This window comes from Pseudomonas sp. (genome assembly GCF_035277045.1).
Taxonomy (GTDB): Bacteria; Pseudomonadota; Gammaproteobacteria; order Pseudomonadales; family Pseudomonadaceae; genus Aquipseudomonas.
Window position 1 is genome coordinate 1 of the sequence record NZ_DATELE010000328.1, and the last position, 14,385, is coordinate 14,385.

The 14,385-nt window shown below is 64.9% G+C and carries 12 protein-coding genes and 1 pseudogene; 9 read left to right on the forward strand and 4 right to left on the reverse strand.

All coding sequences use genetic code 11. The features are described from left to right. Both pap and VJS90_RS21745 read left to right on the forward strand, forming a co-directional pair. Positions 1 to 1,275: polyphosphate:AMP phosphotransferase (pap, locus tag VJS90_RS21740; protein WP_324123688.1), on the forward strand; the 1,275-nt coding region annotated here is incomplete at its 5' end. A gap of 318 nt (positions 1,276 to 1,593) precedes the next feature. Beyond that, on the forward strand, positions 1,594 to 2,550 hold the full coding sequence (locus VJS90_RS21745) for a DMT family transporter (RefSeq protein WP_324123689.1): 957 nt from the start codon (positions 1,594 to 1,596) through the stop codon (positions 2,548 to 2,550). Between the two features lie 130 nt (positions 2,551 to 2,680). Here VJS90_RS21745 and VJS90_RS21750 read toward each other — a convergent pair whose 3' ends face one another. Next, on the reverse strand, positions 2,681 to 4,075 hold the full coding sequence (locus VJS90_RS21750; protein WP_324123690.1) for a class II fumarate hydratase: 1,395 nt from the start codon (positions 4,073 to 4,075) through the stop codon (positions 2,681 to 2,683). Between the two features lie 156 nt (positions 4,076 to 4,231). Between VJS90_RS21750 and VJS90_RS21755 the strand changes: the two genes are divergently transcribed. The 7 genes from VJS90_RS21755 to VJS90_RS21785 all read left to right on the forward strand — a co-directional run bounded on the left by VJS90_RS21755 (position 4,232) and on the right by VJS90_RS21785 (position 12,339). Then, a complete protein-coding gene (locus tag VJS90_RS21755; protein ID WP_324123691.1) occupies positions 4,232 to 4,762 on the forward strand; it encodes a DUF2059 domain-containing protein in 531 nt (176 codons plus the stop codon). A 14-nt stretch (positions 4,763 to 4,776) separates the two neighbouring features. Beyond that, positions 4,777 to 5,073, forward strand: a complete 297-nt coding sequence (locus VJS90_RS21760; protein ID WP_324123692.1) for a BolA family protein — start codon at positions 4,777 to 4,779, stop codon at positions 5,071 to 5,073. 329 nt (positions 5,074 to 5,402) lie between these two features. Further along, positions 5,403 to 6,338, forward strand: coding sequence for a rhodanese-related sulfurtransferase (locus VJS90_RS21765; protein ID WP_324123693.1), 936 nt, complete (start codon positions 5,403 to 5,405; stop codon positions 6,336 to 6,338). Between the two features lie 3 nt (positions 6,339 to 6,341). Further along, positions 6,342 to 6,974 carry a DsbA family protein gene (locus tag VJS90_RS21770; RefSeq protein WP_324123694.1) on the forward strand — a complete coding sequence of 211 codons (633 nt, stop codon included), beginning with the start codon at positions 6,342 to 6,344 and terminating at the stop codon, positions 6,972 to 6,974. Further along, positions 6,967 to 8,799: an ABC transporter ATP-binding protein gene (locus VJS90_RS21775; RefSeq protein ID WP_324123695.1), complete on the forward strand. Its 1,833-nt coding sequence runs from the start codon at positions 6,967 to 6,969 to the stop codon at positions 8,797 to 8,799. Before VJS90_RS21770 ends, VJS90_RS21775 begins: the two co-directional genes overlap by 8 nt. Before the next feature lie 243 nt (positions 8,800 to 9,042). Further along, on the forward strand, positions 9,043 to 11,499 hold the full coding sequence (locus VJS90_RS21780; RefSeq protein WP_324123696.1) for an EAL domain-containing protein: 2,457 nt from the start codon (positions 9,043 to 9,045) through the stop codon (positions 11,497 to 11,499). 51 nt (positions 11,500 to 11,550) lie between these two features. After that, positions 11,551 to 12,339, forward strand: coding sequence for a TenA family transcriptional regulator (locus tag VJS90_RS21785; protein WP_324123697.1), 789 nt, complete (start codon positions 11,551 to 11,553; stop codon positions 12,337 to 12,339). 3 nt (positions 12,340 to 12,342) lie between these two features. On the opposite strand, the gene VJS90_RS21790 is transcribed toward VJS90_RS21785, so the two are convergent. From VJS90_RS21790 to VJS90_RS21800, 3 genes and pseudogenes are all read right to left on the reverse strand, one after another. Then, complete coding sequence (locus VJS90_RS21790) at positions 12,343 to 13,083, reverse strand: YciK family oxidoreductase (protein ID WP_324123698.1); 741 nt, start codon at positions 13,081 to 13,083, stop codon at positions 12,343 to 12,345. A 415-nt stretch (positions 13,084 to 13,498) separates the two neighbouring features. Next, a complete protein-coding gene (gene mupP / locus VJS90_RS21795; RefSeq protein ID WP_324123699.1) occupies positions 13,499 to 14,170 on the reverse strand; it encodes an N-acetylmuramic acid 6-phosphate phosphatase MupP in 672 nt (223 codons plus the stop codon). A 2-nt stretch (positions 14,171 to 14,172) separates the two neighbouring features. Continuing rightward, positions 14,173 to 14,385, reverse strand: a pseudogene (locus VJS90_RS21800) (bifunctional 3-demethylubiquinol 3-O-methyltransferase/2-polyprenyl-6-hydroxyphenol methylase); the annotation flags it as partial.

The following is a 14,385-nucleotide window of genomic DNA, read 5'->3' on the forward strand; positions in this document are numbered from 1 at the left end:
ACCTTCGACCAGCAAACCGACGAAGAGCTGGCTCGACCACCCGCCTGGCGATACTGGCGCGCGCTGCCGGCCAAGGGGCGCATGGGTGTGTTTTTCGGCAACTGGTACAGCCAGATGCTGCAGGGCCGTGTGCACGGGCAGTTCAAGAATGCCGTGCTCGACCAGGCCATCAATGGCGCCGAGCGGCTGGAGCAGATGCTCTGCGATGAAGGCGCGCTGATCTTCAAATTCTGGTTTCACCTGTCCAAGCAACAGATGAAGGGCCGCCTCAAGGCGCTCAAGGACGATCCCCTGCACAGCTGGCGCATCAGCCCGCTGGACTGGCAGCAGTCCAGGACCTACGACCGCTTCGTGCATTTTGGCGAACGCATCCTGCGCCGCACCAGCCGCGACTTCGCCCCTTGGCATGTGATCGAAGGGCTCGACCCCAACTACCGCAGCCTGGCTGTCGGGCGCATCCTGCTCGAAGGCTTGCAGGCGGCCCTGGCCACTGCCCCCGAGGACAAGCACGACGCCAACGTCACCCCGGTGGGGCGCAGCATCGACGGCCGCGGGCTGATTGGCAGCCTCGACATGACCCTGCGTCTCGACAAGCAGGATTACCAGGAGCAGCTGATTGCGGAGCAGGCGCGCCTGTCCGGCCTGCTGCGGCACAAGCGCATGCGCCGGCACGCGTTGATCGCCGTGTTCGAAGGTAATGATGCGGCGGGCAAGGGCGGTGCCATCCGGCGGGTTGCGGGGGCGCTTGATCCGCGTCAGTACCGCATCGTGCCGATTGCCGCGCCGACCGAGGAAGAGCGCGCGCAGCCTTATCTGTGGCGGTTCTGGCGGCATATACCGGCGCGCGGCAAGTTCACGGTGTTTGACCGCTCGTGGTATGGGCGCGTGCTGGTGGAGCGGGTGGAAGGGTTTTGCAGTCAGGCGGACTGGATGCGCGCGTATGGCGAGATCAACGACTTCGAGCAAGAGCTGACCAATGCCGGCGTGGTGCTGGTGAAGTTCTGGATGTCGATTGACAAGCAGACGCAGCTGGAGCGGTTCAACGAGCGTGAGGAGACGCCGTTCAAGCGGTTCAAGATTACTGACGAGGACTGGCGTAATCGGGAAAAGTGGGATGATTACGCGGGCGCGGTGGAAGACATGGTCGACCGAACCAGCACCGGGATCGCGCCCTGGACGTTGGTGGAAGCCAATGACAAGCGCTGGGCGCGGGTGAAGGTGCTGCGCACGATCAATGAAGCGCTGGAGGCGGCGTTCGAGCGGGACAGGAAGTAGTTGTGGGGGTTGTTCTTGATCAGTTCTTGATCAGCTCTGATCTTGCCTTTCATCTGTGTGCAGCATCTGTTCTCTCTGTGGGAACAAGACAGTTGCTCCCACAGGGTCCGGCTCTGCCGGACCGGGGGCTGGGTTTGCCTAGGCAGCAGACAGTTGCTCCCGCAGGGGCCGGCGATCTCCATGGAACGACTGTATCCCCTGCCATCCATGCCCCCGCGGAATGAACTCCCGACTATATTTCCAGCCACTTTTCCCCGGTCCCGCACTCCAACCCTCTATCATCCCAACTTCCCCGCCAAAGGGCATATCGAGGCAGTCATGCACACTTCATCCGGACGCTGGGTCCACGGCCTTTTCCTGGCACTGCTGACCGCGCTGCTCTGGGGCATCCTGCCGATCAAGCTCAAGCAAGTGTTGCAGGTGATGGACCCGATCACGGTCACCTGGTACCGCTTTTTCGTCTCCGGCAGCCTGCTGTTCGCCTGGCTTGCGGCCACCCGGCGGTTGCCGAGCTTCACATTGCTCGGCCGCAAGGGCCAAGGCCTGGCGGTGATAGCGGTGTGCGGGCTACTGGGCAACTATGTGCTGTACCTGTTCGGCCTGCGCCTGCTCAGCCCCGGCACCGCGCAGCTGGTGGTGCAGGTCGGCCCGGTGCTGTTGCTGGTGGGCAGTGTGTTCATGTTCAAGGAGCGGTTCAGCCTGGGGCAGGGGGTGGGGCTCGCGGTGTTGCTGGCCGGGTTCGGGTTGTTTTTCAATCAGCGTCTCGAAGAGTTGCTGACGTCGCTGGGGGTCTACACCACCGGCGTGCTGACCATCCTGCTGGCGACCAGCATCTGGACCTTCTATGCCCTGGCTCAGAAACAGCTGCTGACCAAGTGGACGTCGATGCAAGTGATGGTGGTGATCTACCTGTCGTGCGCCGTGCTGCTGTTGCCGTTCGTGCATCCCCTGGAAATCCTCGAACTGAACCCGCTGCAAGGCTGGCTGCTGCTGGCGTGCTGCCTCAATACCCTGGTGGCGTATGGCGCCTTCGCCGAAGCCCTGGCGCACTGGGAGGCCTCGCGGGTGAGCGCCACCTTGGCGCTGACGCCGTTGGTGACGTTTGTCGCCGTGGCGCTGGCGGCGTGGTGGTGGCCTGACTTCGTGCAGGCGGAGGAGATCAATACCCTGGGGTATATCGGTGCGGTCGTGGTGGTGGCCGGCTCCGCCGTGGTGGCCCTCGGCCCCTCGATGGCCGCCAGCTGGCGCGCCCGGCGTGCGCGGCTGGCGGTGTAAGGGAGGCGAGCGGTGACTGGGCTCGCGCAAGGTGCCTGGCAGCGGGCGGTGGGAGATTCCCTGGTGCATGGCAGTCCACCCTGGGGGAGCTGGCTTGTCCAGCTCCCCCAGGGATTGCCACGCACCATACTCAGCCCTTAGCCCCCGGCGCCAACATGTTCTCCGGCCGCACCCACTGGTCAAACTGCTCATTGCTCAGATAACCCAGCTCCAGCGCCGCCTCACGCAGAGTCTGACCTTCGCCATACGCTTTCTTGGCAATTTCCGCGGCCTTGTCATAGCCGATATGCGGATTCAACGCCGTCACCAGCATCAGCCCGCGCTCCAGGTGCTCGGCCATCTGCCCGGCGTCCGGCTCGATCCCCGCCACGCAGTGCTCGTGGAAGTTGCGGCAGCCATCGGCCAGCAACTCGATCGATTCCAGCAGGTTGTGGATGATCACCGGCTTGTACACGTTCAACTGCAGATGCCCCTGGCTCGCGGCAATGCCGATCGCCGTGTCGTTGCCCAGCACCTGGCAGGCCAGCATCGACAGCGCCTCGCACTGGGTCGGGTTGACCTTGCCAGGCATGATCGAGCTGCCCGGCTCGTTGGCCGGCAAGCGCACTTCGGCTAGCCCGGCGCGCGGCCCGGAGCCCAGCAGGCGCAGGTCGTTGGCGATCTTCATCAAGGCCACGGCCAGGGTCTTCAGGGCACCGGCCAGGGTCACCAGGGGCTCATGGCCGGCGAGGGCGGCGAACTTGTTCGGCGCGGTGACAAAGGGCAGGCCGGACAGCGCCGCCAGCTCGGCGGCGATGGCCTCGGCGAACCCCTGCGGCGCGTTGAGCCCGGTGCCCACCGCCGTGCCGCCCTGGGCCAGTTCGCACACGGCCGGCAGACTGGCGCGGATGGCGCGCTGGGCATAGTCGAGCTGGGCCACAAAGGCCGAGACCTCCTGGCCAAAGGTGATCGGCGTGGCATCCATCATGTGGGTGCGCCCCGTCTTCACCAGCGACTGATGGCGCGCCGCCAGCTCCGCCAGGCCCGACGACAGCTCGGTGATCGCCGGCAGCAGATGGTTCTGCACCGCCTGCACCGTGGCAATGTTCATCGCGGTGGGGAAACAGTCGTTGGAGCTCTGCGACCGGTTGACGTGATCGTTGGGGTGTACCGGCGTCTTGCCACCACGGCCCTTGCCGGCCAGCTCGTTGGCGCGTCCGGCGATCACCTCGTTGACGTTCATGTTGCTCTGGGTGCCGCTGCCGGTCTGCCAGACGACGAGCGGGAACTGGTCGTCATGCTCGCCGTCGAGCACCTCGTCGGCGGCCTGTTCGATCAGCCGGGCGACGTCGGCGGGAAGGTCGCCATTGCGGTCGTTGACGCGCGCGGCGGCTTTCTTGACCAGTGCCAAGGCATGCGAGACCGCCAGTGGCATGCGCTGCTTGCCGATGGCAAAGTTGATCAGCGAGCGTTGCGTCTGCGCCCCCCAGTAGGCCTCCTCAGGAACTTCGACCGGCCCCAGGCTGTCAGTTTCGATACGGCTCATGCTGCGCTCACTCCTTCGTTGGCTGAATCCGCAGTTTAGGCCCTGATCCAGCCGGGCAGTTCCATCGCCCGTCGTCCTGCTTGAGCGCTGTGCCCTACAGGCGCAGAATGCTCACTCTCTTGAGGTGTTACCTCCTCCGTTATTGAAGGAAATCCAATGACCCGTCTCCGCGCCCTTTGCGTCGCTGCCGCCCTTGCCTGTGCTAGCGGCCAGGTGCTCGCTGATACCGCCAGCCACAACGCCGCTGCGGAAAAATTCCTCAAGCTGGCCAACGCCGACAAGCTGGGCACCCCGGTGTACATGCAGGTGCAGCAGATGTTCGGCCAGCGCTTCGAGCAGATCCAGAGCAAGGTGCCAGGCGCCAAGAAGACCGTGCTCGACAGCTACCAGGCCAAGGCCAACGCCGCGCTGGACAAGTCCATCGGCTGGACCCAGCTCAAGCCCGACATGGTCAAGCTCTACACCGCCAATTTCTCCGAGAGCGAGCTCAACGACCTGGTCAAGTTCTACGAGTCGCCGCTGGGCCGCAAGGTCATGACCAAGATGCCTCAAGTCACCCAGCAGTCGGCCCAGCTGACCCAGCAGAAGCTCGAGCCAGCGGTGCCGGTGGTCAACAAGCTGCTTGAAGACATGACCAAGGAACTCGACCCGAACGCCGGCAAGGCCGCGGCGCCGGCCAAGAAGTAAGCGGAGCCCCGTCGATGAACATGCAGCAACAGATCGAACAGCACCTGGCCCAGCTGGCACCCCGGCACCTGCAGGTGCTCGATGAAAGCCACATGCACAGCCGCGGGTTGCAGACCCATTACAAGGCCGTGGTGGTCAGCGAGCAGTTCGAAGGGCTCAACAGCGTCAAGCGCCACCAGAAGGTCTACGCCACCCTGGGTGACCTGATGGGCCAGTTTCACGCGCTGGCGCTGCATACCTATACCCCGCAGGAGTGGGAAAAGGTCGGCGCCGCCCCGGCCTCGCCGGTGTGTGCGGGGGGTGGGCACTGAGCCCATTCAGCCAGGTGTTAGTCCGCTCTGGAAGGGCCAGATCCCTGGGGGAAGGCTGAAGGCCAAATCTCCAAGGGGGAAAGGCTAAACCCCTGTGGGACAGGCTAACACCCCCCCTTGTGGGTCAGTTCACCCGCTCCCACAGGATCCGCTCGCACCCGGGTGGACCTCCCAAACCCATTACCCAGCGCAGCCACACCTGCCATAGCCCACCTGTTTCATCCCCTCCAACGAATTTGTTAGAATGTTCCCCGCGCCGCACGTCGGCGCATTTTTTTTGGCTATCCGGTCCGCCCCTTACGAGGGTGACCACCTGGAGATTTCATCGCATGACCCAACCGATCGTCGTCGCGGCGCTGTACAAGTTCGTCACCCTGAAAGACTACGTCGAGCTGCGCGAACCGCTGCTCAAGACCCTGCAGGACAACGACGTCAAAGGCACCCTGCTGCTGGCCGAGGAAGGCATCAACGGCACGGTCTCGGGCACCCGCGAAGGCATCGACGCGCTGCTGGCCTGGCTGCGCACCGACCCGCGCCTGGTCGATGTCGACCACAAGGAATCGTACTGCGACGAGCAGCCGTTCTACCGCACCAAGGTCAAGCTGAAGAAAGAGATCGTCACCCTGGGCGTGCCCGGCGTCGATCCCAACCACAAGGTCGGCACCTACGTCGAGCCGCAGGACTGGAACGCGCTGATCAGCGACCCCGAAGTGCTGCTGATCGACACCCGCAACGACTACGAAGTGGCCATCGGCACCTTCGAGGGGGCGATCGACCCCAAGACCGAAACCTTCCGCGAGTTCCCGGACTACATCAAGGCCAACTTCGACCCGAGCAGGCACAAGAAGGTCGCCATGTTCTGCACCGGTGGCATCCGCTGCGAAAAAGCCTCCAGCTACATGCTCGGTGAGGGCTTCGAAGAGGTCTATCATCTTAAAGGCGGCATCCTGAAGTACCTCGAGGAGGTGCCACAGGAAGAGACCCGCTGGCAGGGCGACTGCTTCGTCTTCGACAACCGTGTCACGGTGCGTCACGACCTGACCGAGGGCGACTACGACCAGTGCCACGCCTGCCGTCACCCGATCAGCGTCGAGGAGCGTGCGTCCGAGCACTACGTGCCAGGCATCAGCTGCCCACATTGCTGGGACAGCCTGAGCGAGAAGACCCGGCGCAGCGCCGTCGATCGGCAGAAGCAGATCGACCTGGCCAAGGCTCGCAACCAGCCGCATCCGATCGGTTACAACTACCGCAAAGCCGAGGCCTGATGCATGACCGCACGCCTGCTCTATGTGATGGACCCGATGTGCTCCTGGTGCTGGGGTTTCGCGCCGGTGGCCCAGGCCCTGATCGCGCAGGCGCGTGACGCCGGTGTCGAGACCCGCCTGGTGCCAGGCGGCTTGCGCACCGGCAGCAGCGCCCTCGATGCCTCGACGCGGCGCTATATCCTCGAGCACTGGCAGGCGGTTTCCGAAGCCACCGGCCAGGCGTTCCGCTTCGACAATGCGATGCCCGACGGCTTCGTCTACGACACCGAGCCTGCCTGCCGCGCCCTGGTGGCCGCGCGCGAGCTCGATGCGTCCCGCGTCTGGGCGTTGCTGGACCTGATCCAGCAAGCCTTCTACCAGCAGGGCGAGGACGTCACCCGCGCCCCGCAACTGGTCAGCCTGGCCGAACAGGCCGGCTACGATCGTGCCGCCTTCGCCGAGGCCTTCACCCGTACCGACACCCGCGCCGCCACGGCCGCGGATTTCAGCTGGGTGCAAGACCTGGGCATCGCCGGTTTTCCCACCTTGCTGGCCGAGCGCAACGGCCAACTGGCCCTGCTGACCAACGGCTACCAGCCGCTCGACAGCCTGCAGCCATTGCTCGGCCGGTGGCTGCAGCAGGCCGCGTGTGCTTGACCTGCCAGGTTCACCCGACCCTGTGCCAGGGCCATCCCCGTCTGCGTCCGACCGTTTGAGCTGGGCCGAAATCCGCCGTCTGGCCCTGCATCACAAGAAAGCCCTGTGGAGCGCCAACGCCGTTGCGGTGCTGGCCGCGTTCTGCAGCGTGCCGATCCCGCTGCTGCTGCCGCTGCTGGTCGATGAAGTGCTGCTGGGGCATGGCGACGCCGCGCTCAAGTGGATGAACCACCTGCTGCCCGCCAACTGGCAGGTCGCGGCCGGCTATATCGGCCTCATGCTGGCGGCCACCCTGTGCCTGCGGCTGGGCGCGCTGGCCTTCAACGTGGTGCAGGCCAAGCTGTTCGCCGGTCTGGCCAAGGACATCGTCTACCGCCTGCGCATCCGCCTGATCGAACGCCTCAAGCGCATCTCGCTCAGCGAGTATGAAAGCCTGGGCAGCGGCACCGTGGCCACGCACCTGGTCACCGACCTGGACACGCTGGACAAGTTTGTCGGCGAAACCCTGAGCCGTTTCCTGGTGGCAATGCTGACCCTTGCCGGCACCTCGGCGATCCTGATCTGGATGCACTGGAAGCTGGCCCTGCTGATCCTGCTGTTCAACCCGTTGGTGATCTACTTCACGGTGCAGCTGGGCAAGCGCGTCAAGCACCTGAAGAAGCTCGAGAACGACAGCACCGCGCGCTTCACCCAAGCCCTCACCGAGACGCTGGACGCGATCCAGGAGATCCGCGCCAGCAACCGCCAGGGGTATTTCCTCGGCCGCCTGGGCCTGCGCGCCCGCGAAGTGCGCGACTACGCCGTGGCCTCGCAGTGGAAGAGCGATGCCAGCGGACGCGCCAGCGGTTTGCTGTTCCAGTTCGGCATCGACATCTTCCGCGCCGCGGCCATGCTCACGGTGCTGTTTTCCGACCTGTCGATCGGCCAGATGCTGGCGGTGTTCAGCTACCTGTGGTTCATGATCGGCCCGGTCGAGCAGCTGCTGAACCTGCAGTACGCCTACTACGCCGCCGGGGGAGCGCTGAGCCGCCTCAACGAGCTGCTGGCGCGCGCGGACGAGCCGCAATATCCGGCCGCCACCGACCCGTTTGCCGGCCGCCAGACCGTCGGCATCGAAGTGCGCGACCTGCGCTTCGCCTATGCCGAAGAGCCGGTGCTCGACCAGCTCAACCTGACCATCGCCCCGGGCGAGAAAGTGGCGATTGTCGGCGCCAGCGGCGGCGGCAAGAGCACCCTGGTGCAACTGCTGCTCGGGCTGTATAGCGCCCAGGCCGGGACCATCCGCTTCGGTGGCGCCAGCCAGCAGGAGATCGGTCTTGAGACCCTGCGGGAAAATGTCGCCGTGGTGCTGCAGCATCCGTCGCTGTTCAACGACACCGTGCGCGCCAACCTCACCATGGGCCGCGACTGCACCGATGACGCCTGCTGGCAGGCCCTGCGCATAGCCCAGCTCGACGCCACCATCGGCGCCTTGCCGCAGGGGCTGGACAGCGTGGTCGGGCGGTCTGGCGTACGCCTGTCCGGCGGTCAGCGCCAGCGCCTGGCGATTGCCCGCATGGTGCTGGCCGAGCCCAAGGTCGTCATTCTCGACGAAGCCACCTCGGCCCTCGATGCCGCCACCGAGTACAACCTGCACCAGGCCCTGTCTCGCTTCCTCAGTGCCCGCACCACCCTGATCATTGCCCACCGGCTGTCCGCGGTGAAGCAGGCCGACCGCGTGCTGGTATTCGACGGCGGGCGTGTGGCGGAGGATGGCGATCACCAGCAACTGATCGCCGACGGTGGGTTGTATGCCAAGTTGTATGGCCATTTGCAGCAGACCTGATACCCCCTCGCGTTCGGCCCAGTGGTTGCCGGGCCTTGTGGGAGCAACTGTCTTCCACCGAGGTGCTCACAGTCCCCGGCCCGGCATCGCCGGGCCGCAGGTTCCCAGCCCTGCGCGATAACAGCAGGGAACACCCGATACCCCCACCTGGACCCCCCCAAAAATTTCCCTTCCTCTTAGGACAAATCGCCTACGCTGTGCTTGTCTAGGACGAGTTTCGTCCGCATTAGCGACAGGGAACACATGAAGGGAAATCGGGCTCTCGAAGCGCCAAGGTTGCTGGGTATCATCTGGCCGTTTGTCGCCATTGTGCTGTTCCAGGCGCTGCTGGGGGGACTTAGCCTCTATGCGTTGTCGGCAGTGCGTGGCTACGTGGGCGGTGAAAGCCTGTGGTCCAAGGGCCAGAAAGACGCTATCTACTACCTGAGCCTCTACGCCGACAGCGGCGACGAACAGCTGATGCAGCGCTACCGCCAGGCCATCGCCGTGCCTCAGGGCGACTACGAGATGCGCATGGCGCTCGACCAGCCCGTCCCGGACCTCGCCGCCGCGCGCCTGGGCATCCTCAAGGGCGGCAATCACCCCGACGATGTCTCCAGCGTGATCTGGCTTTACCTCAATTTCCGCGATGTCAGCTATTTCCAGCGGGCCATCGAGCTCTGGGAGTTCGGCGAACGCTACCTCCAGCAGCTCGACACCCTGGCCACCGAGATGCACCAGGGCTATACCCGCGGGCAGGTCGGCCCTGGTGACGTCGCCCGCTGGAAGGCGCGCATCATCGCCATCAACGATGCCGTCACCCCGTCCTCCAAAGCCTTCAGCGATGCCCTCGGCGAAGCCTCGCGCATGCTGCTGCGGGTGCTGCTGCTGACCAACATGATCACCGCGCTGGTGCTGATCGCGCTGGCCTGGCGCCGCTCCGGCAAGCTGCTCGCCCAGCGCCAGGCGTTCGCCAGCGCCCTGCAAGAGGAAAAGGAACGCGCGCAGATTACCCTGGAGGCCATCGGCGACGCCGTGATCACCACCGACGTCGACGGCGCGATCACCTACATGAACCCGGCCGCCGAGCACCTCACCCACTGGAACGCCGGTGAGGCCACGGGCCTGCCCCTGGCGTCGTTGTTCAGCCTGCTCGACGAGCAGACCGAAACCGATAGCCAGTGCCTGGTCGGGCAGGTGCTCAACGGCAGCCTCAAGGACGGCACCGAGCACACCCGGCTTATCCAGCGCCTGGATGGCAGCACGGTCTCGGTCAACCTGGTCGGCTCGACCATTCTCAACGACGGCAAGGTCGGCGGGATCGTGCTGGTGTTGCACGACATGACCCAGGAGCGCCAGTACATCGCCAACCTGTCGTGGCAGGCGACCCACGACGCCCTCACGGGCCTGGCCAACCGCCGCGAGTTCGAGTATCGCCTCGAGCAGGCGCTCAACGGCCTTTCGCGCCTGCCGGCGCGGCATTCGCTGATGTTCCTTGACCTGGACCAGTTCAAGCTGGTCAACGACACCTGTGGCCATGCCGCGGGCGATGAGCTGCTGCGCCATATCTGCGCGGTGCTCCAGGCCGGCCTGCGCGAAGGCGACACCCTGGCCCGCCTGGGCGGCGACGAGTTCGGCGTGCTGCTGGTGAACTGCCCGCCCGAGCAGGCAGAGCGCATCGCCGAGCAATTGCGCCAGAGCGTGCAGAGCCTGCACTTCGTCTGGAAAGGACGCCCGTTCGTGACCACCGTCAGCCTTGGCGTGGTGCACATCGCTCAGGCCCCGACCACCCTCGAGGCCTCGTTGCGCGCCGCCGACATGGCCTGCTACATGGCCAAGGAAAAGGGCCGCAACCGGGTCCAGGTCTACCATGCCGAAGACAGCGAGCTGTCGATCCGCTTCGGTGAAATGGCCTGGGTGCAGCGCCTGCATGTCGCCCTCGAGGAAAACCGTTTCTGCCTGTATGCCCAGGAAATCGCCCCGCTGGGCCCCCACGACGGCGGCAGCCATGTCGAGATCCTGCTGCGCCTGCATGACGAAAGCGGGCGCACCATCCTGCCTGACAGCTTCATTCCCGCCGCCGAGCGCTACGGGCTGATGACCACGCTGGACAGCTGGGTGGTGCGCAACGTGTTCCAGACCATCCGCCAGGCCCTGGAGCGGCCCCAGGGCGGGCCGTTGGCCCTGTGCGCGATCAACCTGTCGGGCACCAGCATCGGTGATGACAAGTTTCTGGAGTACGTGCGGCGGATGTTTGTCGAGTACGCCATCCCGCCGCGGATGATCTGTTTCGAGATCACCGAGACCAGCGCCATCTCCAACCTGGGCAGCGCCATCCGCTTCATCAACGAGCTCAAGGGGCTGGGCTGCAAGTTCTCGCTCGACGACTTCTGCGCCGGCATGTCGTCCTTTGCCTACCTCAAGCACCTGCCCGTGGACTTCCTGAAGATCGATGGCAGCTTCGTCAAGGACATGCTCGACGACCCGATCAATCGCGCCATGGTCGAGGTGATCAATCACATCGGCCATGTCATGGGCAAACGCACCATCGCCGAATTCGTCGAAACCCCCTTGATCGAGCAGGCCCTGATCGAGATCGGCGTGGACTACGCCCAGGGGTACCTGATCGAACGCCCGCAGGTGTTCACCTGCGACAGCTTGCAGCGTAAACGGACCGCTGCCAGGCCCCTGCTCTGCAAGGCGCCGGGGACGTTTCGCTGAGTCCGTAGCTTTCAACCGCCTTAACAATCACAGGGATACAAGGAGTTTGAAGTGAGCGAAGCATTCATCCGCCTCGGGCCATTGATGGACCCCAACAGCTACCCCACCTGGGCCCAGCAACTGATCGAAGACTGCAGCATGAGCAAGCAGCGCGTGGTCGATCACGTGTTCTACCATCGCCTGCGCGATGGCCAGCTCGATCCCAAGACCATCCGCCAGTACCTGATCGGTGGCTGGCCGGTGGTCGAGCAGTTTTCCCTGTACATGGCCCACAACCTCACCAAGACCCGCTACGCCCGCCATCCCGGCGAAGACCTGGCGCGGCGCTGGCTGATGCGCAACATCCGGGTCGAGCTGCACCACGCCGATTACTGGGTGCACTGGGCGCATGCCCACGGCGTCAGCCTGCACGACCTGCAGGCCCAGGACGTGCCGCTGGAGCTCAACGCGCTCAATGACTGGTGCTGGCGGGTGTGCTCCACCGAGTCGCTGGTGGTGGCCATCGCCGCCACCAACTACGCCATCGAAGGCGCGACCGGGGAGTGGTCGGCGCTGGTCTGCTCCACGGGGGACTACGCGCAAGGTTTCCCGGAGGAGGGGCGCAAGCGCGCCATGAAGTGGCTGAAGATGCACGCCCACTACGATGATGCGCACCCGTGGGAGGCGCTGGAGATCATCTGCACCCTGGCCGGCGAAAATCCCTCGCAGGCCCTGCGCACCGAACTGCGCAAGGCCATCTGCAAGAGCTACGACTGCATGTTCCATTTCCTGGAGCGTTGCATGCAGATGGAGCAGCAGCGCGAGGCCCGGCGCACGCGCCCGGCCCTGGCCGCCGGTTGACGGCTACTGGGCGTTGAGGGCCTGGCCGTTGACGCTGGTGCTGTCCGGCCCCATCAGGTACAGGTAGACCGGCATGATCTCCTCGGGGAGCGGGTTGTTCTGCGGGTTCTCGCTGGGGTAGGCCTGGGCGCGCATGCTGGTGCGGGTGGCGCCCGGGTTGATGCTGTTGGAGCGCACCGACGCCACGTCTTCCAGCTCGTCGGCCAGCGTCTGCATCAGGCCTTCGGTGGCGAACTTCGACACCCCGTAGGCGCCCCAGTAGGCCCGGCCCTTGCGCCCGACGCTACTCGAGGTGAACACCACCGAGGCATCCTCGGACAGCTTCAGCAGTGGCAGCAAGGTGCTGGTCAGCATGAACATCGCATTGACGTTGATGTGCATCACACGCATGAAATGCTCGCCCGACAGCTGCTCCACCGGCGTGCGCGGGCCGATGATCGACGCGTTGTGGAGCAGGCCGTCGAGTCGCCCGAAGTTGCCCTCGATCATCGCGGCCAGCTCGTCGTAGTGGTGGGGTTGCGCGGTTTCCAGGTTGAACGGCACCACGACCGGTTCGGCCTGGCCGGCCGCGACGATCTCGTCGTAGACCTCATTGAGATTGGCCTCGGTCTTGCCCAGCAGCAGCACGGTGGCGCCATGCGCGGCGTAGGCCTTGGCCGCGGCCGCACCGATACCCCGGCCGGCGCCGGTGACCATGATGATCCGGCCCTTGAGCAGGTCGGGGCGGGCGGTGTAGTCGAACATGGGGGAGGGTCCTTTTTTGAGATGTTCATTGGTGCCCGGCTGGGCGGGCACAAAAGCAGAATGCAGCAAGGCTCATGTGTCCGGCGCAGCCCACACAAAAGCACAATGCAGCCAGGCTTCTGTGCCGGCGTAGCCGAGCACTTGTGGGAGCCGGCCTTGTGTCGCGAAACGAGGGCGGAGCCCTCGCCGGGGCGCAGGACTATCGTGTTGTGCGGTGGTGGCAGGGGGCACCGAATGCAGTCAGGTGCTCTTGCAGCGGCTGTTAGAATCTGGGGCCGCTTCGCGCCCCAATCGCGACACAAGGCCGGCTCCCACAAGGGATTGCTTCGCAATCCCGGATCTACAGCTGGATCGCTTTGCAATCCCGGATCTACTGCAAAATCACGATCCGCTCACCACAATGCACCCAGGCCACTCAACACCCACACAACGCACCATCCAGCACCTTGCGCAGCTCCAGCGGATGATCCACCACCACATCCGCGCCCCAATTGTTGGGGTTGTCCTCTGGATGAATATAGCCGTACCTCACCGCCACGGTGCGGGTCCCCGCATCACGGCCCGACTCGATATCACGCAGATCATCACCCACGAACAACACACTCGCCGGATCCAGCCCCAGCGTCGCGCACGCCAGCGTCAGCGGCTCAGGATCAGGCTTGCTGTTCTTCACATGATCCGGGCAGATCAGCACCGCCGACCGCTCCGCCAACCCCAGCCGCTGCATGATCGGCTCGGCGAAGCGCACCGGCTTGTTGGTCACCACGCCCCAGATGAGCCCGCCTTTCTCGATGTCCGCCAACAGCTCGCCCATCCCGTCGAACAGCTTGCTGTGCACCGCGCAATCGCGCTGGTAGCGCTCCAGGAACTCCAGGCGCAGCGCCTCGAACCCTTCATCTTCCGGGTCCATGCCAAAGCTCACCGCGACCATCGCCCGCGCACCGCCCGACACCACGTCGCGCACGCGCTTGCCATCGATGGCCGGCAGCCCGCGCGCGGCGAGCATGTCCTGGCAAATGGCGATGAAGTCCGGCGCGGTGTCCAGCAGGGTGCCGTCCATGTCGAAGAGTACTGCTCGCAAACGCATGCTCATTCCTCGCGCAGGGTCTGGATCATGTAGTTGACGTCCACATCGCTGGAGAGCTTGTAGTGCTTGGTCAGCGGGTTGTAGGTCAGGCCGATGATGTCTTTCACCTGCAAGCCGGCGGTGCGGCTCCAGGCGCCCAGCTCGGAAGGACGAATGAATTTCTTGAAGTCATGGGTGCCGCGCGGCAGCAGCTTCATGATGTACTCGGCGCCGAT